General features: G+C 68.2%; 19 protein-coding genes, 2 tRNA genes and 1 riboswitch. Of the genes, 8 read left to right on the top strand and 13 right to left on the bottom strand.

The genetic code is table 11. The annotated features are described in order from the left end of the window. Positions 1-436: 436 nt before the first annotated feature. The 6 genes from ABGA98_RS41445 to ABGA98_RS41420 form a co-directional block, all read right to left on the bottom strand. Entirely contained in the window at positions 437-3,001 is a 2,565-nt protein-coding gene (locus tag ABGA98_RS41445) for a valine--tRNA ligase (RefSeq protein ID WP_347623959.1), read from the bottom strand. An 81-nt stretch (positions 3,002-3,082) separates the two neighbouring features. After that, complete coding sequence (clpX, locus tag ABGA98_RS41440; RefSeq protein WP_132516300.1) at positions 3,083-4,366, bottom strand: ATP-dependent Clp protease ATP-binding subunit ClpX; 1,284 nt, start codon at positions 4,364-4,366, stop codon at positions 3,083-3,085. 184 nt (positions 4,367-4,550) lie between these two features. Then, positions 4,551-5,174 carry an ATP-dependent Clp protease proteolytic subunit gene (locus tag ABGA98_RS41435; RefSeq protein WP_132516299.1) on the bottom strand — a complete coding sequence of 208 codons (624 nt, stop codon included), beginning with the start codon at positions 5,172-5,174 and terminating at the stop codon, positions 4,551-4,553. Positions 5,175-5,184: 10 nt separating this feature from the next. Further along, a complete protein-coding gene (locus ABGA98_RS41430; RefSeq protein ID WP_132332989.1) occupies positions 5,185-5,817 on the bottom strand; it encodes an ATP-dependent Clp protease proteolytic subunit in 633 nt (210 codons plus the stop codon). Positions 5,818-6,185: 368 nt separating this feature from the next. Next, a complete protein-coding gene (gene tig / locus ABGA98_RS41425) occupies positions 6,186-7,577 on the bottom strand; it encodes a trigger factor (RefSeq protein WP_347623958.1) in 1,392 nt (463 codons plus the stop codon). Positions 7,578-7,744: 167 nt separating this feature from the next. Then, positions 7,745-8,611 carry a helix-turn-helix transcriptional regulator gene (locus ABGA98_RS41420; protein WP_347623957.1) on the bottom strand — a complete coding sequence of 289 codons (867 nt, stop codon included), beginning with the start codon at positions 8,609-8,611 and terminating at the stop codon, positions 7,745-7,747. A 234-nt stretch (positions 8,612-8,845) separates the two neighbouring features. Between ABGA98_RS41420 and ABGA98_RS41415 the strand changes: the two genes are divergently transcribed. The 3 genes from ABGA98_RS41415 (at position 8,846) to ABGA98_RS41405 (ending at position 11,081) form a co-directional block, all read left to right on the top strand. Next, the gene (locus ABGA98_RS41415) at positions 8,846-9,325 is read left to right on the top strand and encodes an ATP-binding protein (protein ID WP_347623956.1); all 480 of its coding nucleotides are present in this window, start codon (positions 8,846-8,848) and stop codon (positions 9,323-9,325) included. A gap of 123 nt (positions 9,326-9,448) precedes the next feature. After that, the gene (locus ABGA98_RS41410; protein ID WP_347623955.1) at positions 9,449-10,144 is read left to right on the top strand and encodes a helix-turn-helix domain-containing protein; all 696 of its coding nucleotides are present in this window, start codon (positions 9,449-9,451) and stop codon (positions 10,142-10,144) included. Then, a complete protein-coding gene (locus tag ABGA98_RS41405; RefSeq protein WP_347623954.1) occupies positions 10,134-11,081 on the top strand; it encodes a VOC family protein in 948 nt (315 codons plus the stop codon). Before ABGA98_RS41410 ends, ABGA98_RS41405 begins: the two co-directional genes overlap by 11 nt. On the opposite strand, the gene ABGA98_RS41400 is transcribed toward ABGA98_RS41405, so the two are convergent. From ABGA98_RS41400 to ABGA98_RS41385, 4 genes are all read right to left on the bottom strand, one after another. Beyond that, positions 11,078-11,590 (bottom strand): DinB family protein, encoded by a 513-nt coding sequence (locus ABGA98_RS41400; protein ID WP_347623953.1) that lies wholly within the window; start codon positions 11,588-11,590, stop codon positions 11,078-11,080. The two genes, ABGA98_RS41405 and ABGA98_RS41400, sit on opposite strands and share 4 nt — an antisense overlap. Before the next feature lie 11 nt (positions 11,591-11,601). Next, entirely contained in the window at positions 11,602-12,348 is a 747-nt protein-coding gene (locus ABGA98_RS41395; RefSeq protein ID WP_347623952.1) for a hypothetical protein, read from the bottom strand. Positions 12,349-12,386: 38 nt separating this feature from the next. Then, positions 12,387-12,803: a DoxX family protein gene (locus ABGA98_RS41390; RefSeq protein WP_347623951.1), complete on the bottom strand. Its 417-nt coding sequence runs from the start codon at positions 12,801-12,803 to the stop codon at positions 12,387-12,389. A 163-nt stretch (positions 12,804-12,966) separates the two neighbouring features. After that, positions 12,967-13,043: transfer RNA gene (locus tag ABGA98_RS41385), tRNA-Pro, on the bottom strand. A gap of 89 nt (positions 13,044-13,132) precedes the next feature. Between ABGA98_RS41385 and ABGA98_RS41380 the strand changes: the two genes are divergently transcribed. Further along, a tRNA-Gly gene (locus tag ABGA98_RS41380) sits at positions 13,133-13,203 on the top strand. A gap of 65 nt (positions 13,204-13,268) precedes the next feature. Here the strand turns inward: ABGA98_RS41380 and ABGA98_RS41375 are convergent. Continuing rightward, entirely contained in the window at positions 13,269-13,913 is a 645-nt protein-coding gene (locus tag ABGA98_RS41375; RefSeq protein WP_347623950.1) for a class I SAM-dependent methyltransferase, read from the bottom strand. Between the two features lie 84 nt (positions 13,914-13,997). On the opposite strand from ABGA98_RS41375, the gene ABGA98_RS41370 reads away from it, so the two are divergent. After that, positions 13,998-14,621 (top strand): uridine kinase, encoded by a 624-nt coding sequence (locus ABGA98_RS41370; protein ID WP_347623949.1) that lies wholly within the window; start codon positions 13,998-14,000, stop codon positions 14,619-14,621. Between the two features lie 93 nt (positions 14,622-14,714). Here the strand turns inward: ABGA98_RS41370 and ABGA98_RS41365 are convergent, their stop codons facing one another. After that, a complete protein-coding gene (locus ABGA98_RS41365) occupies positions 14,715-14,837 on the bottom strand; it encodes a hypothetical protein (RefSeq protein ID WP_347623948.1) in 123 nt (40 codons plus the stop codon). 88 nt (positions 14,838-14,925) lie between these two features. Between ABGA98_RS41365 and ABGA98_RS41360 the strand changes: the two genes are divergently transcribed. The 3 genes from ABGA98_RS41360 (at position 14,926) to ABGA98_RS41350 (ending at position 17,961) form a co-directional block, all read left to right on the top strand. Then, positions 14,926-15,705, top strand: a complete 780-nt coding sequence (locus ABGA98_RS41360; RefSeq protein ID WP_347623947.1) for a DeoR/GlpR family DNA-binding transcription regulator — start codon at positions 14,926-14,928, stop codon at positions 15,703-15,705. Beyond that, a complete protein-coding gene (gene galT / locus ABGA98_RS41355; protein ID WP_347623946.1) occupies positions 15,702-16,784 on the top strand; it encodes a galactose-1-phosphate uridylyltransferase in 1,083 nt (360 codons plus the stop codon). Before ABGA98_RS41360 ends, galT begins: the two co-directional genes overlap by 4 nt. A gap of 66 nt (positions 16,785-16,850) precedes the next feature. Beyond that, positions 16,851-16,993, top strand: a riboswitch (cyclic di-AMP (ydaO/yuaA leader). Positions 16,994-16,998: 5 nt separating this feature from the next. Next, the gene (locus ABGA98_RS41350) at positions 16,999-17,961 is read left to right on the top strand and encodes a hypothetical protein (protein ID WP_347623945.1); all 963 of its coding nucleotides are present in this window, start codon (positions 16,999-17,001) and stop codon (positions 17,959-17,961) included. Between the two features lie 256 nt (positions 17,962-18,217). Here ABGA98_RS41350 and ABGA98_RS41345 read toward each other — a convergent pair whose 3' ends face one another. Beyond that, the gene (locus tag ABGA98_RS41345) at positions 18,218-19,522 is read right to left on the bottom strand and encodes a site-2 protease family protein (RefSeq protein WP_347623944.1); all 1,305 of its coding nucleotides are present in this window, start codon (positions 19,520-19,522) and stop codon (positions 18,218-18,220) included. Positions 19,523-19,640: the final 118 nt, after the last annotated feature.

Here is a 19,640-nt window from a genome sequence, read left to right as displayed (position 1 = left end):
AAAAGGTCTGAACCCAACTAACAAAAGGAATCCGTCAAAAACCGACTAACGTCGATCGACGGGGTTGTGCATCATGCACTGGCTTTTAACACACTGTTGAGTTCTCAAGAAACGCACGCGTACATCCCCGCCAGAATCTTTGACCGACCCTGACGCGGAGGCTCACACTTCGTTTCCTTCAGATTACCCTATCCGGACGATTCTTGTCAAACCGCCCGATCCGGGATCTTCCAGACGTGCCCCGCTTGGAGGCAACCCTGCTAACTTACTCCAACATCCGGCCGTTGTCCAATCACCAGGCGGGACCGGCCCGAGGTCGGGGTTTGTCACAGGAGGTGTCGGGGTTGACTGCCCCGGCTCGAAAACTGTAGCAGCCCCGACGGGGTCGAAGGTCCGTTCTCAGGTAACGAATGAATCTTCCCTTCGGGGCTGCGGTTCAAACCCCGAGCCGGGCGAGCTGTGCCTCGAGCCGTGCGATGTCGGCCGACGCCTGCTCGGCACGGCCCCGCACCTTGGCCACCACGTCGTCCGGTGCCTTGGCCATGAACTGCTCGTTGCCCAGCTTCGCCGCCACCTGCGCAGCCTCCTTGCGGGCGGCCGCGAGGTCTTTCTCCAACCGCTTACGCTCCGCCACGACGTCGATGGCTCCCGCGGTGTCGATCTCCACGGACACCTCTCCGACCGTGAACCGCGCCGTGGCATTGAACGACTCCGGCGGCGCCGTGAGACGCAGCAGCGCGCGGATCGCCGTCTCCTGGCCGGCCAGCGGTGTGCCGGCCAGCCCGAGGCGGGCGGCCACCTTCTGGCCGGGCTTGAGCCCCTGGTCCGAGCGGAACCTGCGCACCTCCGTCACCAGCTCCTGCAGCGCGCCGATCTCGGCCTCGGCCGCGGCGTCGGTGTAGCGGCCGTCGGCCTTCGGCCACGACGCCACGACGACCGACTCGCCGCCGGTCACGGCCCGCCACAACTCCTCCGTCACGAACGGAACCAGCGGGTGCAGCAACCGCAACAGTGCGTCGAGCACGTGGCCGAGCACGAGCCGGGTGTGCTCCCGGCCCTCACCGAGCTGGATCTTGGCCAGCTCGAGGTACCAGTCGCAGACTTCGTCCCAGGCGAAGTGGTAGAGCAGGTCGGAAGCCTTGGCGAACTCGAACTCCTCGAACGCGGCATCAACGGCCGTGATGACCGACTGCAGGCGCGAGAGAATCCACCGGTCCGCCGGAGTCAGCTCAGCGTCGTCGAGGGTGCCCACGGTGGCGCCGTTCATCAGGGCGAACCGGGTGGCGTTCCAGATCTTGTTGCAGAAGTTGCGGGAGCCCGCCGCCCATTCCTCGCTCACCGCGACATCGGCGCCGGGGTTGGCGCCGCGCAGCAGGGTGAACCGGGTGGCGTCGGCGCCGAAGCGCTCGATCCAGTCGAGCGGGTCGACCACGTTGCCGAACGACTTGGACATCTTCTTGCCGTACTGGTCGCGGACCATGCCGTGCAGCGCGACGACACGGAACGGTGGCTCGCCGTCCATGGCGTACAGGCCGAACATCATCATCCGCGCGACCCAGAAGAACAGGATGTCGTAACCCGTGACCAGAACGGAGGTCGGGTAGAAGCGCTGGAGCTCGGATGTCGAGTCGGGCCAGCCGAGGGTCGAGAACGGCCACAACCCCGAGGAGAACCAGGTGTCGAGGACGTCGGAGTCCTGGGTGTAGCCGGCGGGCGGCTCCTCGTCGGGGCCCACGCACACGACCTCGCCGCCAGGGCCGTACCAGACCGGGATGCGGTGGCCCCACCAGAGCTGGCGAGAGATGCACCAGTCGTGCATGTCGTCGACCCAGTCGAAGTAGCGCTTGGCCAGCTCGGGCGGGTGGATGCGGGTGCGGCCGTCGCGAACGGCGTCGCCGGCGGCCTTGGCCAGCGGCGAGACGTTGACGAACCACTGCAGCGACAGCCGGGGTTCGACCACGGTCTTGCAGCGCGAGCAGTGACCGACCGAGTGCAGGTAGGGCCGCTTCTCCGCGACGATGCGGCCTTCGGCCCGCAGGGCGGCGACCACGGCGGGCCGGGCCTCGAAGCGATCGAGCCCTTGGAAGGGCCCGTGCGCGGTGATCACCCCGCGCTCGTCCATGACGGTCAGCGACGGCAGCGAATGGCGCCGCCCGATCTCGAAGTCATTGGGGTCGTGGGCGGGGGTCACCTTGACCGCGCCGGTGCCGAACTCGGGGTCGACGTGCTCATCGGCGACCACAGGGATCATGCGGCCGGTGAGCGGCACCTCCACGAGCGTGCCGATCAGGTGCGCGTAACGCTCGTCGGAGGGGTGCACGGCCACCGCCGTGTCACCGAGCATGGTCTCGGCGCGCGTGGTGGCGACCACGATCTCGTCGGAGTAGCGGATCGAGATGAGCTCGCCTTCGTCCTCGCTGTGCTCCACCTCGATGTCGGACAGCGCGGTCAGGCAGCGCGGGCACCAGTTGATGATGCGCTCGGCGCGGTAGATCAGCCCGTCGTCGAACAGCTTCTTGAAGATCGTCTGCACGGCCCGGGAGAGGCCGGGATCCATCGTGAACCGCTCGCGTGACCAGTCGACGCCGTCGCCGAGTTTGCGCATCTGGCTGAGGATCCGGCCACCGGATTCCTCCTTCCACTCCCAGACCCGCTCGATGAACGCCTCGCGGCCCAGGTCGTGGCGTGACAAGCCCTGCTTGGCCAGCTCGCGCTCCACGACGTTCTGGGTGGCGATGCCGGCGTGGTCCATGCCCGGCAGCCACAGGGTCTCGTGGCCTTTCATCCGCGCGTGGCGCGTCAGCGCGTCCTGGATGGAGTGGTCGAGCGCGTGCCCGATGTGCAGGACGCCCGTCACGTTGGGCGGCGGAAGGACGATGCTGTACGGCTCGCGTGTGCTGCCAGGGTCGGCGCGGAAGTAGCCTTCGGACACCCAGCGCTCATAGCTCCGGGTCTCGACGTCGGCCGGTGTGTACTGGGTAGGCAGCTCTGGCGTTGTCACAGTGACCAATTCTAGGGAGGCGGGAAAGCGGAACGCCCCATGGTTCGCGACCACGGGGCGTCCGGTGTGAACGACTGCGGCTCAGGCCGACTTTTCGCGCGGGGTGCGCTGCTGCTTGGCGGCGAGCTGGTCGCGCGGGACGAGCGTCGGGATCGCGTGTTCCAGCACCGACTCCCGGGTGATGACCACGCGGGCGACGTCCTGCCTGGAGGGCACTTCGTACATGACGGACTGGAGCACCTCCTCCAGGATGGCGCGCAGCCCACGGGCGCCGGTGCCGCGCAGGATGGCCTGGTCTGCGATGGCCTCGAGGGCGCCGTCGGTGAACTCCAGCTCGACGCCGTCGAGCTCGAGCAGCTTGCGGTATTGCTTGACCAGCGCGTTGCGGGGCTCGGTGAGGATCTGGATGAGCGCCTCGCGGTCGAGGTTGTGCACCGAGGTGATGACGGGCAGGCGGCCGACGAACTCGGGGATCATGCCGAACTTGAGCAGGTCTTCCGGCATCACGTCGCCGAAGACGTCGGCGGTGTCGACCTCTTCCTTCGACCGGATGATGGCGTTGAAGCCGATGCCCTTCTTGCCGATGCGCGACTCGATGATCTTTTCCAGGCCCGCGAAGGCACCGCCGCAGATGAACAGCACGTTGGTCGTGTCGATCTGGATGAACTCCTGGTGGGGGTGCTTGCGGCCGCCCTGCGGAGGCACCGAGGCCGTGGTGCCCTCCAGGATCTTCAGCAGCGCCTGCTGCACACCCTCGCCCGAGACGTCGCGCGTGATCGACGGGTTTTCGCTCTTGCGGGCGATCTTGTCGACCTCGTCGATGTAGATGATGCCGGTCTCGGCCTTCTTCACGTCGTAGTCGGCGGCCTGGATCAGCTTGAGAAGGATGTTCTCGACGTCCTCGCCGACGTAGCCGGCCTCGGTCAGCGCGGTGGCGTCGGCGATGGCGAAGGGCACGTTGAGCATCTTCGCCAGGGTCTGCGCCAGCAGCGTCTTGCCTGAACCTGTCGGCCCGAGCAACAGGATGTTGCTCTTGGCGAGCTCGAGGCCGTCGTCTCTGCCCCGGTCGCCGGACTGCACCCGCTTGTAGTGGTTGTAGACCGCCACCGAAAGAGCCTTCTTCGCCTTGTCCTGACCGATGACGTAGGCGTCGAGGAACTCGTAGATCTCCCTCGGCTTGGGCAGGTTGTCCCACTTGAGCTCGGAGGACTCGGAGAGCTCCTCCTCGATGATCTCGTTGCAGAGATCGATGCACTCATCGCAGATGTAGACGCCTGGACCGGCAATGAGCTTCTTGACTTGCTTCTGGCTCTTTCCACAGAACGAGCACTTCAGCAGGTCTCCCCCGTCGCCGATGCGTGCCACCCCAGATACTCCTTTGCGTGGGACCGCCCTGCTCACGTGAGCAGTGTCTCCGGACATCCTCCGGACTAGGCCGAACCGCTCAGGTTTCGACGTTACCGTCTTCTGGGCCCTCAGTGAGCCCCCTAGCGGCGAGTCGCACCGGAACGTGCCCTATTGGGCAGCGCTCCGGCGCGTCACGTCTCGTCTAGGAAGCCACGGCCTGAGCTCGCTTCTTCCTGGACGGGATGATGTCGTCGATCAGACCATACGCCTTCGCCTCGTCCGCGTTGAGAATTTTGTCGCGTTCGATGTCCTTGCGGATTTCAGCGGAGGACTTGCCCGAGTGCCTCGCCACGATGTCCTCGAGGAGGGAGCGCATGCGAAGGATCTCGCGGGCCTGGATCTCGATGTCGCTGCCCTGGCCGCCGCCCTCGGTGGACGGCTGGTGGATCAGCACCCTGGCGTTGGGCAGCGCGAACCGCTTGCCAGGGGTGCCGCCGGCCAGCAGCACGGCCGCGGCGGACGCGGCCTGGCCGAGGCAGACGGTCTGGATCTCCGGCCGGACGAACTGCATCGTGTCGTAGATCGCCGTCATGGCCGTGAACGAGCCGCCGGGCGAGTTGATGTAGATGCTGATGTCACGGTCGGGGTCGAGTGACTCCAGCGTCAGCAGCTGGGCCATCACGTCGTTGGCCGACGCGTCGTCGATCTGCACTCCGAGGAAGATGATGCGGTCCTCGAAGAGCTTGTTGTACGGGTTCATCTCCTTCACGCCGTAGGACGTACGCTCGACGAAGGAGGGGAGAACGTAACGGCTTTCGATGTTCATGTCAGCTCCCCTAGGAGACCGGGCCCTGCGTGGGCACCTGCCGTGCGCTGCGCACCACGTGGTCGATGAAGCCGTAGTCCTTGGCCTCTTCGGCCGTGAACCAGCGGTCGCGGTCGGAATCGGCCTCGATCTGCTCGAGGGGCTGCCCGGTGTGGTGGGCGATCCGCTCGGCCAGCGTCTTCTTCACGTAGAGCATCTGCTCGGCCTGGATGGCGATGTCTGCGGCGGTGCCGCCGATGCCGCCGGACGGCTGGTGCATCATGACACGGGCGTGCGGCAGGCCGTAACGCTTGCCCCGGGCGCCGGCGGACAGCAGGAACTGCCCCATCGAGGCGGCCATACCCATAACGACCGTGGATACGTCGTTGGGCACGTATTCCATCATGTCGTAGATCGCCATGCCCGCACTTACCGAGCCACCCGGCGAGTTGATGTAGAGCGTGATGTCGCGGTCGGGATCGTCGGCCGCGAGCAGCAGCAGCTCTGCGCAGATGCGGTTGGCGATCTCGTCGTTGACCTCCTGCCCGAGAACGATGATGCGCTCGCGAAGCAGGCGCTGGTAAAGCTGGTCCTCAAGCCGGAAGGCGGAGCCGTTCTCACGGCCTCGAGACTCAGGCTGATAGAAGGTCGGCGGGCTGGTCACAGCGTCACCTTCCGATGCGTCGTAATCGATGGGCTTTGCTTGTGACCCTAACGCGCCCGGCCCACAGGTCATGCCCGGTCCCCCGTACTGTTCGCTGACGGCGCAGGTTCGAGCGAATGGTTGCCTGTTACGCTTCTTCGGCTTGTGCGGTCTTCGTCCCCTGGCGACGTGGCACGCGTACGGCGACCTCTCTCAGACGCCTGAGGGGGCGAGCGCCGCGCGATGAGCGCCGGCCCGCCATCCGCAGGATCCTTGGGCCATCCTGGCGCCTCACAAGCCGCCTGAGCGCTCCGCCCCGGGTCAAGGGCGTCCGCCCATGACGGAGCCCCCGGACCGGCGGGTCCAGGGGCTCCGGTTGGCTCGGAGCGTCAGGCGTCGGCCTTCTCGCCGTCGGCCTTCTCGCCCTCGGCGTCCTCTTCCTCGACGACCTCGCCACCGTTGATCTCGCTGTAGATGCCCTTGAGGTCGACCTCGTTGCCCTCGGTGTCGACCACCTTGGCAGCGTCGCCGAGCACGGACTTGGCCTTGTCACGGACGATCTCGACCATGGCCAGCGTGAGCTGGTCGTTGTCGGCGAGGTGCTTGGCCAGCTCGTTGGGCTGCACGCCCATCTCCATGGCCCGGCGGACCACGAAGTTGGTCAGCTCCTGCTCGGAGACGCCCAGCTCCTCGGCCTTGACGATCTTGTCGAGCACGAAGCCGACCTTGATCGCCTTGGCGGCGCTGGACTCGAACTCGGCGAAGCGCTCCTCCTCCGTCGTCTGGTAGAGGCGGAAGAAGGCGTCACGGCTCAGGCCGCTCTCGGCCACCTGGTGGTCGAGGTTGTGCTTGCGGGCGTCGACCTCGGCCTTGAGCGCGCTGTCGGGGAGCGGGATGTCGATCTTGTCGAGCACGGCGTCGAGCGCCTTGTCGCGGGCCTGCACGACCTGGTCGATCAGCTTGTTGCGGCGAGCCTGCTCGCGGATGCTGGCCTGGAGCTCCTCCAGCGTGTCGAACTCGCTGGCGAGCTGGGCGAACTCGTCGTCGAGCTCGGGCAGGACCTTCTCCTTGACCGACTTGACGTTGATGATCACGTCGGCTTCCTCGCCGGCGTTGTCACCGCCGACCAGCTCGGTCTTGAAGCTCTTCTCCTCACCCGCGGACATGCCTTCGAGCGCGGCGTCGAGGCCCTGCAGCACGGAGCCGGCGCCCACCTCGTAGGACACCTCGCTGGCCTGCTGCTCCTCGATGTTCTTGCCGTCGATCTCGGCGCGCAGGTCCATGACGACGAAGTCGCCGTTGGCGGCGGGCCGCTCGACGCCGGTGAGCGTGGCGAAACGCTGGCGCAGCGCGTCGAGCTGGGCGTTGACGTCGTCGTCGGAGACCTCGGCGGAGTCGACCGTGACCTCGACGCCCTGGTATTCGGGGACCTCGAAGTTGGGCCGGATGTCGACCTCGGCGGTGAACTCGATCTGCTCACCGTCGTCGATCTTCGTGACCTCGATGTCCGGCTGGCTGACCGGGAACACGTCGACCTCGTCGACGGCCTGGCCGTAGAGCTTGGGCACCGCGTCGTTGAGGGTCTCCTCCAGCACTACCGCCCGGCCGAAGCGCTGCTCGATGATGCGGGCCGGAACCTTGCCAGGCCGGAACCCGGGGACGCGCACCTGCTGCGCGACCTTCTTGTATGCCGCATCCATGCTGGGGCGCAGCTCGTCGAACGGCACCTCGACGGTGAGCTTGACCCTGGTCGGGCTGAGCTCCTCGACAGCGGTCTTCACGGAATGGTCTCCTTGATCAAGCTACGAGTGATCGCGGGCGCGTCTCATCGGTTTCGGCTCACGCGCCGCGCCCACATGAGCGGTGTCGGGCATGCTCCGCCACGGCGGGATCCAACGCCGACTGCCAGTCTAGGGCAGATGCACACCCGACAACGACGTCACGACTCTCAGAACTCGTCCGCGATCGTCCGCAACAGCTCGATCGTCTCGTCCGGGGTGGTGCTCACGGCGCACAACCGCTCCATCACCTCGGTGTATCGGTCGACGTCCTCGCGCTTGTCGAGGTAGAGCGCGCTGGCGAGTTGCTCGACGTACACGACGTCCGGCAGGTCGTTGTCGGGGAAGCGCAGGATGCTGAACGCTCCGCCCTCCGCGCTGTGCCCCCCGAAGCTGAACGGCATGATCTGGATCGTGATGCTCTGCTGGCGCATCAGCTCGATCAGGTGCTCGATCTGGGCTCTCATCACCTCGGCGCCGCCGATGGGCCTGCGTAACGCGGCCTCGTCGATCACCGCCCAGAAGATGGGCCCGTCGGGTTTGTCCAGGATCCGCTGGCGTTCCAGCCGGAGGTCCACCCGCCTGGCGATCTCCTCGGCTCCGATGCCCGCCGCCCCGGCGGTCACCACGGCCCGGGTGTACTCCTTGGTCTGCAACAATCCCGGCACGAACTGGACCTCGTAGGTCCTGATCCTGGCGGCGGCCTCCTCGAGGCCGACGTACGCCTGGAACCACGTGGGCAGGACGTCGTTGAACCGATGCCACCAGCCCGGCTCGTTGGCGGTGGCGACCAGGTCGAGCACGGCGGCACGGGCCTGCGTGTCCACGACCCCGTACAACGTGAGCAGGTCCGCCACGTCGCGTTCCTTGAACCCCACCCGGCCGAGCTCCATGCGGCTGATCTTGGATTCGGAGCCCCGGATGAGGTGGCCCGCCTCCTCGCGGGTGACGTTCTTCGCTTCCCTGAGCTTGCGCAGCTGGGAGCCCAGGAGGATGCGCAGCGCCGTCGGTCCGGAACCCGGCTGGTTCTGCGTCACTTGCTTCCTCCTATCAAGGTCCGCACACACAGTGACACCACATCGCCACGTATGACAAGGTCTCAACCTCGTGTCCGATTCGGCGGCCGTCTGCCTGACGCCGCTTGCTCCTGCACAATGCAACTGCACGTGCATTTGGGTCTTGCAGCGACCCGGCCGCGTGACCCATCATGGGTTAGTGCATATTGGGCCAAACATGCACTAACGAAGGTTCAACGGGGAGGTATCGGCAGCATGGTGGAGGATCCGCTGGCCACTGCCGATTGCCTGCAGATCACCCGCGAAGTCGGTTTCGAGCACCTTCTCATGGGCGGGAAGCCGTACACGGCCTCGTGCCCGCTGCCCTTCCAGGCCGACTCGGTCAAGACCGCCAGGGACGTGACCCGCTCGACGCTGCGCGGCTGGGGCCTGCACGACTTGAGCGACGACGCCGCGCTGGTGGTGTCGGAACTGGTGACCAACGCCATCCGGTACGCGATGTACGCACGCGGGGGGCGGGGCATCGAGCTGCTGCTCATGCGGGTCGCACCGCACGTGTTGCTGGCGGTGGCCGACCCGAGCGACGAGGTGCCGCGGCCCAAGGAGCCCGACTTCATCTCCGAGAACGGGCGCGGCCTCTACATCGTCGAGACGTACAGCCAGTGCTGGGGCTGGGACCCGCTGGCGAGCGGCGGCAAGGCCGTCTGGGCGCTCTTCCGCGCCGACGCCCCTTAGAGACCCCTTAATTTCCGTACGACCCTCTTGACCTGCTTCCATGCGCGGTCGCGCGCCCCCGCATGCGCATCGGCGTGACCAGAACACTATATTGGTCATGAGTCACCAGTCATCGGAGCGGGTATGCGGGGCGAGCACGACGGGCGGGCCGACCGGATCCTCGACGCGGCCAAGGAACTGCTGCTGCGCTGGGGATACCGGCGGGTGACGATCGACGAGATCGCGAAGCTGGCCGGAGTCGGCAAGGGCACCATCTACCTGCACTGGCGCACGCGCGAGCAGCTGTTCTTCGCCGTGGCGGCCCGCGAGGCGGTCGCGATGCTGGAAGCGGTGACCGCGGCCATGCGGGCCGACCCCGACGAGATCATGCTGCACCGCTACATGCGCAGGTTCTTCCTGGAGGCGATGGACCGGCCGGTGCTGCGGGCCCTCTTCACCAGGGACGCGGAGACGCTCGACAAGTTCCTCTCCAGCCCGGCGAGGAAACCGCTGGAGGGCGCCAAGCTGATCGCCTCGCGCGACTATCTGCGGGTGCTGGCCGGGCACGGGCTGCTCCGCGCCGGGCTGCGTCCTGAGGATCTGGACTACTCGCTGCCGACCATCGTGTTCGGGTTCTTCGCGATCGAACCGCTGCTGCCCGCCGACGTGACGCTCGGGCCGGAGGAGAAGGCCGGGCATCTGGCCGACACCCTGCGCAGGACGTTCGAGCCCGAGCGGCCGTCCGCACGCGAGCCCGCCGCCGGAGAGGTTGTCGAGATCTTCGAACGGCTCTCCCGTGACTTCAGAGACGCCGCTTACGGAGGCAAACATGGAACATGACATCGGCGGGCTGCACCACGTCGGCCACCTCGTCCGCGACATGGACCAGGCGCTGGACCGCTACCGGCGGCTCGGGTTCAGCCTGCCGGGCCCGGCATATCCGGTGCTCGGCGAGCCTCCCGAGCCGTTCGGCGTGGGCAACACGCACGCGTACTTCCCCGGCAATTTCGTCGAGCTGGTCACGGTCGCGGGATCCGGGCGGGTGCCGGGCGACGCGAGGCTGATCCCCCTGCAAGCTCCCGAGGAGCGGCTGGCCGCGCTCAAGGAGGCCGTCCGCGGCACCGCGGCCAACCTGGAGGCCTGCCTGCGACGTTTCGAGGGCGTGCACATCCTGATGTTCGACGCGCAGGACATCGACGGGGCCGCCGCGCGGCTGGCGGCGGCCCGCGTGGGGCACGGCGGCGTCCATGCCGCGCAGCGCCCGGTCGAGACGGCGGACGGGACCCGGATGGAGCCCGTCCGCTATCTGGAGATCGACGGCATCGGGCCCGGCCGCGTGCCCGAAGGGCGGGTCGGGCTGGCCGCCAACGACCGCGCCTCGGCCGGCACCAGCCATCCCAACGGCGCGCACGGCCTGGTCGAGTGCGTGTTGTGCGTGGCAGACGACGCGCTTGACGAGGCCGAGCGGCGTTACGAGCGTTACCTGGGGCGTACGGCACGGCGGGACGGGCCCGTGCGGGGGTTCGAGCTCGGCGGAGAGGCCAGGGTCACGCTGGCCGCCGCGTCGAGACTGGACGAGCTGCTGCCCGGCGAGAGCGCGGCGGCCCTGCCCGGCTTCGTGGCCTACGCGGTCGGCGTGGACGACGCCGCGGCAACCGAACGCCTCCTGCGCGCCGGCGGCATCCCGCTGGGCAGGACCTCCGCGGGGGAGCTCGTCGTGCCCGCCCGCGCGGCGTTCGGCGCCGCGATCATCTTCCGCGAGACCGGCCGTCCCTAGTCGCCCTTCGCGCCGTCGATGCGCTCGCGCAGCAGGTCGGCGTGGCCGTTGTGGCGGGCGTACTCCTCGATCATGTGGACGAGGATCCAGCGGTGGGAGCAGTCGGCGCCCCTGCGTTCGCCGACGGCGTCCAGCGGCGCGGCGGCCGAGATGGAGCGGGCCAGCTCGATCTCCTCCCGCCACGTGGCGAACGCCTCCTCGACGGAGGCGGTGTCCACCTCGTTGAAGTCGGCGTCGTTGTCGCGGTCTTTGTCCCACAGCTTGGGGATGTCCTCGCCGTTCAGCACACGACGGAACCAGGAACGCTCGACATGCGCCATGTGCCTGACCAGGCCCAGCAGGGAAAGGGTGGAGGGTGGCGCGGAACGCAGGCGCAGCTGCTCGTCCGTCAGGCCGGCGCACTTGACGGCGAGCGTGCCGCGATGCCACTCGAGCCAGTTGTCGAGGATGCTTCGCTCGTCGCCGGTCAGGGGCGGAGGAACGCGGGTGTCGGCATTGGTGTCGGTCACGCGGCCAGACTCTACCCGGCGGCCCGCTGGCGGCCCAGCCGTGCCTGGAGGAGGCGGGACGCCGCCGCGCGCACGGTCTCGTCCCTGACGGTCGCGACGAAGTCGTCCGGCGTGTCGCCGCACAGGTGGCTCAGCCCTGGGGTCTCCTTCAGGAGGGACCGGATGAGCGCTCGCTGGGACGTCAGGCGGCGGGGGCGACCGGCGTCCATGAGGCACCCGTGCTTTCCCTCGTAGACGAAGGCGGGCGGGAAACGCAGACCCGGCGCCAGCGTGAGCGGGTGCGCGAGCGTGGTCCTCGTGTAGGTGGGCTCGGTGAGGTCGAGGGCGGCCAGCTGCCGCTCGTCCAGCCAGAGCACGAACAGCCTGGACGTCTCGCCGGGCGTCTCGATCGGCGCGGCGGGCACGTAGCCCGCCCTGCTCACATGGGCGGAGACGCCGGGGGCGACGCCCGGCACGTCGGCGAGCATCATGGGAACGACGCCGCACACCCCGTGGTCGAGGAACTTCCTGCGCACCTGGCTCGGCGCGGCGTTGGATCCGACGGCGACGACGCGGTGGCGAGCCGACAGCGGCCGGCAGCCCCGGCGTGCCAGCAGTGCGCTGAGCGGCTCGCCGGCCGCCCGCCACTCCCCCGGGCTGCTGCCCGCCGGCTTGAGCGGCACGTACGCGTCGTCGACCAGGACCCCGGAGGTCTCCGGGATCCGGCCTGGATAGGTGAGGGGGCGGGAGATCGGGTCGTCGTCGAACAGCGTCAACATGTCCTTGGCCGTGATGGGGGCGGGGCTTCACAGTTTATTTACCGCCGGGTGAGGACCGCCCACAGCCAGGCCGTACTCCGCCTGCGCCCCCAGGCGATCACGGCGCAGAGCACGAGCGTCGTCAGCGGCATCACCACGCCGCCACCCGACACGAACAGCTCGGTCAGCGTCGCGCCCGCCATCAGCCCGACGAACGCCAGACCTGCCAGGCCGGCCAGCCGCGGCACGAACAGCGCCACGGCCCCCGCCACCTCCAGCACGCCCACCAGGACGCGGAACCAGTCCCCGAACCCGACGGCTTCGAACGTGGACTTCGCCGGCTCGACGTTCGAGAACTTGCCCATGGCCGACATGAGGAAGACACCGGCCACGACGACCTGGAGGATCCAGAGGACGGCGGAAAGGGCGCGCCCGCCGGCCGCCGTACGATCGGTCTTGTTCTCTGTGGTGGTCACGGCGTTCTCCCCCGTCGATCGGCTGCCTGCTTCGACGCTAGGGCCGGACGCGGCCAGGGAGAATCGGCCTGGCTACCCGGCAGGGGTGCACATAGATGCACCCCTGCCGGGAGCCGGTACGTACGAAGGCCGCCCACCGATTCGGTGAGCGGCCTTCGCGACATGGTCGGGGCGACAGGATTTGAACCTGCGACTTCTTGCTCCCAAAGCAAGCGCGCTGCCAAGCTGCGCCACGCCCCGTCTCGCCGAGTGCGCATGCGGTCCGCGACTCCGGTACGCTTACGCCCTGACGACCGGATGAAGTCTAGACCAGACTTCGACCGGTTCGCGCGGACGTAGCTCAATGGTAGAGCCCTAGTCTTCCAAACTAGCTACGCGGGTTCGATTCCCGTCGTCCGCTCGCGCGAGGAGAAGGCCAGGTCATCCCGTCTCGGGGCCTGGCCTTCGTCGTTCGCGCACCGGTGCTCAACCGTTGCCGAGCAGGTCGTGGCCGACGAACGTGAACATGCGCTTTCCCACGATCAGGGGCTGCGGGGTGCCGGTGAAGCGGTGTGCGCCGACGCCGTAGCCGGCGTCCCGTTCCGACAGCCATTCGAGGTGGAAGCCGCGCTGCTCGAACCACCGGCAGATCTGCGGCACCAGGTCGGGGGGCCTGCGGTGGCGCGTCCAGATGACCGTGCCGCCCGCCCGGCACAACTGGGCGAACGTGGCGACCGTACGCTGGACGTCCTCGTCCGCGATGTTGCCGAACACGCCGCAGGCGAGCACGATGTCGGCGGGGACCATGCCATGGTAGTGGTCGGTGAGCGCGGCGTCGGCGGTGATCACCTCGACCTGGCCCAGCCCTGCCGCGCCGGCCGTCTCCTCGGCCTTCGCGGTGTTGCCCGGGTCGAGCTCCACGAGACGGGCCAGCACGTCGTCGCGGCGGGGATGGCCGTCGAGCACCTCCAGCAGGTCACGGCCCTGGCCGGCGCAGAGGCTCACGAGCCTCAGCGGACCTGGCGAGCAGGCGTCCAGCGCCAGCCGGATCCGCTGCTGCACGACCCGTAGTCGTTGCGCCAGGAGCGAACCGGGGTCGTCGTACTCGTCGTGCCACGTCTGCCAGTCCATGCGCGGATCTTATGATCGAACGCCCTTCCGCGACCGCGCGTGCGGCGGGTACGCCGGGCGGAGGGCGCTCGTAAGCTGGTGCCGATGCGTGCGCGACCGATCTCCCGTGACGTTCTCGTCGACGAGCTGGTCGAGCGGGTCTCCCAGTGGCCACGCGAGCGTCGAATTCGGGTGGCCGTCGACGGGGCGCCTGCCGGACGGCCGGAAGCGCTGGCCGACGACCTCGTCGCGCCGCTCCGGCTGCGCGGCCGGCCTGTGCTGCGGGTTTCTGCGGGTGACTTCCTTCGGCCTTCGTCGCTGCGGCTGGAGCACGGCAGGGCCGATCCTGACGCCTTCTACGAGGACTGGCTCGACGTCAAAGCGCTGCGCAGGGAGGTGCTGGATCCCCTGGACGAGGACGGCTCTGGACGGGTGCTGCCTGCTCTGTGGGACAGCCGGATCGACCGGGCGTACCGGCTGCCCTATGAGGAGCTGCCGCCGGGCGGGGTGGTGGTCGTGGACGGGACGCTGCTGCTGGGGCGGGGGCTGGCGTTCGAGCTGAGCGTGCATGTGTGGTTGTCCGCGGCGGCGCTGGGGCGCCGCACGCCCGAGGAGGAGCGGTGGCGGCTGCCCGCCTATGAGCGGTACGAGCGCGAGGTGCGGCCCCAGGAGGCGGCCGACGTCGTGATCAGGGCCGATCACCCCGACCGGCCCGCGCTCCTTCTGTGACCTGGCGCAGGAGGAGGGCACCGCGGGAGACGGGCTGCCCGCTCGCGCGCCGAGCTGCCGGGACGATGGTGGCCGCCGGCGGGCGGCCACCAGTCAGCGTGCTGTCGGGCGCTTGCCGTGGTTCGCCTTCTTCTTCTTGCGTGCCTTGCCCTTGCGTGCTCGCCTGGCCATAAGCTCGCCTCCGGAGTCGGTGTCCTCCCAACGTCTCTCTCCCATGCTGACCAGCGCAAGCGATCCGCACCGAACTAACATTCCCCAACAGCGTCGTGTCATAATTTGGTGGAATCTGTTGGAAGGAGCGGGCGTGCTCGCACAGCAGCGTCAGCAGACGATCCTCGAACGCGTGCGCAGCAACGGCGGCGTCCGGGTCGCCGACCTCGTACGCGAGCTCGGCGTCTCCGACATGACCATCCGCCGCGACCTCGAGGTGCTGGCCGAACGCGGTCTGCTGGAGAAGGTGCACGGCGGCGCGACCGCGCTCGGTCCCGGATCGACCGAGGAGCCGGGCTTCACCGCGAAGTCCGCCCGCCAGCAGCAGGAGAAGGAGGCCATCGCGCGGCACGCGGCCAGGCTGGTACGCCCCGGCACCGCCGTGGCGCTGTCGGCGGGCACCACCACGTGGGCGCTGGCCCACCACCTCATCGGCGTCCCCGAGCTGACCGTGATCACCAATTCGATCCCCGTCGCCGAGGTCTTCCACCGCAACCCGCGCGCCGACCGCACCGTCGTGCTGACCGGCGGCGTGCGCACGCCGTCCGACGCGCTGGTCGGCCCGGTGGCCGTGGCCGCGATCCGCCGCCTGCACGTGGACACGCTCTTCCTCGGCGTGCACGGGATGAGCGTGCGGGCCGGGTTCACCACGCCCAACCTGCTGGAGTCGGAGACCGACAGGGAGCTTGTGACGGCCGCGCACCGGCTGGTCGTGCCCGCCGACCACACGAAGTGGAACACGGTGGGCATCAGCACCATCGCCGAGCTGAGCGAGGCCGACGTGGTCATCAGCGACGCGGGGCTGCCCGAGGACGCACGTATCGAACTGGCCGAGCGGGCCGGAGAACTGATCATCGCGGAGGACACGCATTGAAGCGCACCGTCACCCAACTGGCCGACGGCCGAGAGCTGATCTACTTCGACCGGCGCGACGACGCCGACCGGAGCGCGATCGACCGGCGCCCGCTCGAGCCTCGGCCGGTGGCGTCCGAGCTGCGCTACGATCCGCTGACCGAGGAGTGGATCGCGATGGCCGGGCACCGGCAGACGCGGACGTTCCTGCCGACGGGCACGTCCGCCGAGTGCCCGTTGTGCCCGTCGTCGGACACACGGGCGACGGAGGTCCCGGCGTACGACTACGACGTGGCGGTGTTCGAAAACCGCTTTCCCTCCTTCTCCACAAATTTTGGGACTTATCACGATGTGGGCGGGCTGAGTGAGGTTCGTCCGGGAGTGGGGCGGTGCGAGGTGGTGTGCTTCACCTCGGACCACTCCTCATCCTTCTCCAAGCTCTCCGACGCCCAGGTGCGGCTGGTCATGGAGGCGTGGGCCGACCGTACGGCCGAGTTGTCCGGGATCGAGGGCGTGGAGCAGGTGTTCTGCTTCGAGAACCGGGGCGAGGAGATCGGCATCACGCTGGCGCATCCGCATGGCCAGATCTACGCCTACCCGTACGTCACGCCCAGGACGAAACTCCAGCTCGGCGCCGCGGCCCGCTACCAGGGCGCGGGCAACCTGTTCGCCGACGTGCTGGCCGCCGAACGTGCCGCTGGCACACGGGTGGTGGCCGGCAACGAGCTGTGGACGGCGTTCGTGCCCGCGGCCGCGCGCTGGCCGTACGAGGTGCACGTGTACCCGCACCGGCAGGTGCCGGACCTGGCGGCGCTCACGGAGGAGGAGCGTGCGGCGTTCGCCCCGCTCTACACCTCGGTGCTGCGGGCCTTCGACGGGCTGTTCGGGGTTGTGATGCCGTACATCTCGGCCTGGCACCAGGCCCCGGTGCGGCGGCATCGCGAGCTCGCGTACCTGCATCTGGAGCTCTTCAGCATCCGGCGGGCGGCCAACAAGCTCAAGTATCTGGCGGGCTCGGAGTCCGCGATGGGCGCGTTCGTCAACGACGTGCTACCGGAGGAGGCCGCGCGCATGCTCCGATCACAAGTAGATCAAGAATAGATTTCTACTTAAGGTCGCATGACTCGTGATCTACCACTAATATCCCCTTATGCATCGGCCGTAACAGCCGTTGCACCGCCTAATCCTGGGCGAGTTGCCCGGGAGCCGGGGACCCATCGCACCTGGGGTGAATCCACATCAGTGGTAGGGATACGCAGCTCCCATACCCGAACCCGTCAGCTAACCCGGCCGGCAGAGGGAGAGGAACACCTACGTGGCGGCTTCGTCCCCCGCGAGTCTTGCCATCGGTCTCATCACCGCCGCCGCCGTCGTCGTTTCCGCGGCCCCGGCGTCCGCGGCGTCCGCGGCCCCCAAACCCAAGGAGTCGGAGCTGCGCGCGCAGCTCAAACAGCTCAACAAGAAGGTCGACAAGCTGATCGAGGCCTACAACCTCAAGCGCGTAGAACTGGCCAAGGCGCAGAAGGCCGCCGAGGCGGCCAAGGCCCGGCTGGCCACCGCCGAAAAGGCGCTGACGACGGCCGAGAAACGCGTCGCCGAGATAGCCCGCCTGCGCTACCAGAACGGCAACCCCGCGGTGCCCGCGTTCATGCTGCCGGAGAACAGCGGCGGCGCCGCGGTGCTCAATCAGGTCACCGCCGAGCAGCAGGCGTTCGTGCAGGGCGTGATCAAGGCGCGCGACGAGAAGAAGAAGGCCTCCGTGGAGGCCGTCGAACTCGCCGACAAGATCCGCAAGGACGCGGCCGAGGTCGCCGGCCAGCGCGACGAGGCCGAGGACGTCATCGACGACATCGAGAAGAAACTCCAGGACCTGGTGCCGTTCGGCACCAACCGCAGGTCCGACGGCGGCTGGGCGCCCGAACTGCCGTCCGGCTCCGACAACATCACCCCGCGCACGCGGCTGATGAAGGAGCAGATCGCCAAGAACTTCGCGCTGCCCTTCACCGTCGGCTGCTTCCGCTCGGGCTCCAGCGGCGAGCATCCCCTGGGCCGGGCCTGTGACTTCATGATGAGCACGGGCGGCTCGATGCCCTCAGCCGCCAACGCCGCCCTGGGCGACCGCATCGCGGAGTGGGCCATCAAGAACAAGAGCAAGCTGGGTGTCAAGTACGTCATCTGGAAGCAGCGCATCAACCACGGCTCGGGCTGGAGCACGATGTCCAACCGGGGCAGCATCACCGAGAACCACTACGACCACGTGCACATCTCGATGAACTGAGGGCAGGTCGGTCCGGCGATCACCGCGGCGACGGGTTGACGAGCCCGCCGTCGTAGGCGGCGATGACGAGCTGGGCCCGGTCGCGGGCGTGGAGTTTCGCCAGGAGCCGTACTGACGACTACTACCTGGCATGGCGGGACACGCGCTGGCATCCGTTCAGGACGTTGTCGGGGCCGGCCTTCCTGGGCTGTCGCCTTGGGCGCGGCCTTCGGCCCTGCCTTGGCACCGTTCACGCGGGGCTGAGACAGCCCGGTCGTCAGCCCGTCAGCCGCAGCGGGTTGACCAGGTCGGCGTAGATGAGCAGCCCCGCCATGATCATCATGACGATGGCGATCGCGTAGGTCAGCGGCAGTACCTTCGCGATGTCCACGTAGCCGGGATCGGGCCTGCGCAGGATCTTGGCGTAGGCCCGCTTGATGCCCTCCCACAGGCCACCGGCGATGTGCCCGCCGTCGAGCGGCAGCAGCGGGATGAGGTTGAACATGCCGATCGCCAGGTTGAACCCGGCCAGCAGGTTGACGAAGATGGCGATCTTCTTCTCGTTGGACAGGTCGGAGGCGAGGATCTCGCCGCCCATGCGGCCCGCGCCGACGACGCCGACCGGGCCTTCGGGGTCGCGCTCCTCGCCGGAGAAGGCGGCGTGCCAGACGCCGACCATCTTCTCCGGCAGGTTGAGCAGCGAGCTCGCGACCCTGCCCGTCAGCTCTCCCATGTAGCCGATGACCTGGCCCATGCTCTGCTGCTGCATGACCTCGGTGGGCAGCACGCCGAGGAAGCCGACGTTTCTGTCGATCTTCTCGGGGTCTTCGAGGTTGGGCCGGTCCTGGGCGATGAGCGTGACGGTGAGCGTCATCGGCTTGCCGTCGCGGACGATGCCGAGTTGCGCGGCTCCCGGCCCGTGGGAGCGGATCAGGTCGGTGGCGGCGGCCCAGTCGCCGATCTTCTTGCCGTCGAGGGAGACCAGGCGGTCACCGGCCTTCAGGCCCGCCTGGGCGGCGGGGGTCGGCTTGTCGGTGGGCTTGCACGTGGTGCGCTGCTCCGTGACGGGGATCACGCACGTGTTGGTCTCGGGCGAGACGATCGGGGCCCACGTCGGCAGGCCGATGCCGACCAGCAGGATGCTGAAGAAGACGAAGGCCAGCACGAAGTTCATCGCCGGGCCGCCGGACATGATGATGACCTTCTGCCACCACTTCTTGCGGTAGAAGACGCGGTCTTCGTCGCCCGGCCGCACCTCTTCCAGGGCGGCGTCGCGGGCGGACTCGATGAGCCCCTGGAACGGACCCGTCGCGGTGCTCCTGGCCTTGGAGGGGTCGTCGCCCGGGCGCGGCGGCAGCATGCCGATCATGCGGATGTAGCCGCCGAGCGGGATCCACTTGATGCCGTATTCGGTCTCGCCCTTCCGCCGCGACCAGGCCGTCGAGCCGAAGCCCACCATGTACTGGGTCACCCGCACGCCGAAGATCTTGGCGGGCACCAGGTGACCGAGCTCATGCAGCGCGATGGAGAACATCAGCCCGAGGAGGAAAAGGATGATCCCCACGAGATAGAGCCAGTTCATCGAGTCGCGCTCCACGGCAGACGGCAGGACCGGCGAAAAAACCGCCAACCCAAGGGTAGTCGAATCTGCCGCGCGGTACGGCTTGCCCGCTTTTTGGAACGCATTGACAGTACGCGAT

This window comes from Nonomuraea sp. B1E8 (assembly GCF_039871515.1).
Lineage (GTDB): Bacteria > Actinomycetota > Actinomycetes > Streptosporangiales > Streptosporangiaceae > Nonomuraea.
Note: the sequence above shows the minus strand (reverse complement) of the source record. Positions and strands in the feature narration are given on the sequence as shown.

Coding starts and splice junctions, on each gene's coding strand:
- ABGA98_RS41405 (WP_347623954.1), top strand. CDS start 10,134: ATGGAACATGACATCGGCGGGCTGCACCACGTCGGCCACCTCGTCCGC.
- ABGA98_RS41435 (WP_132516299.1), bottom strand. CDS start 5,174: ATGAACATCGAAAGCCGTTACGTTCTCCCCTCCTTCGTCGAGCGTACG.
- ABGA98_RS41345 (WP_347623944.1), bottom strand. CDS start 19,522: ATGAACTGGCTCTATCTCGTGGGGATCATCCTTTTCCTCCTCGGGCTG.
- ABGA98_RS41410 (WP_347623955.1), top strand. CDS start 9,449: ATGCGGGGCGAGCACGACGGGCGGGCCGACCGGATCCTCGACGCGGCC.
- ABGA98_RS41370 (WP_347623949.1), top strand. CDS start 13,998: ATGCGTGCGCGACCGATCTCCCGTGACGTTCTCGTCGACGAGCTGGTC.
- ABGA98_RS41415 (WP_347623956.1), top strand. CDS start 8,846: ATGGTGGAGGATCCGCTGGCCACTGCCGATTGCCTGCAGATCACCCGC.
- ABGA98_RS41375 (WP_347623950.1), bottom strand. CDS start 13,913: ATGGACTGGCAGACGTGGCACGACGAGTACGACGACCCCGGTTCGCTC.
- ABGA98_RS41365 (WP_347623948.1), bottom strand. CDS start 14,837: ATGGGAGAGAGACGTTGGGAGGACACCGACTCCGGAGGCGAGCTTATG.
- ABGA98_RS41395 (WP_347623952.1), bottom strand. CDS start 12,348: ATGTTGACGCTGTTCGACGACGACCCGATCTCCCGCCCCCTCACCTAT.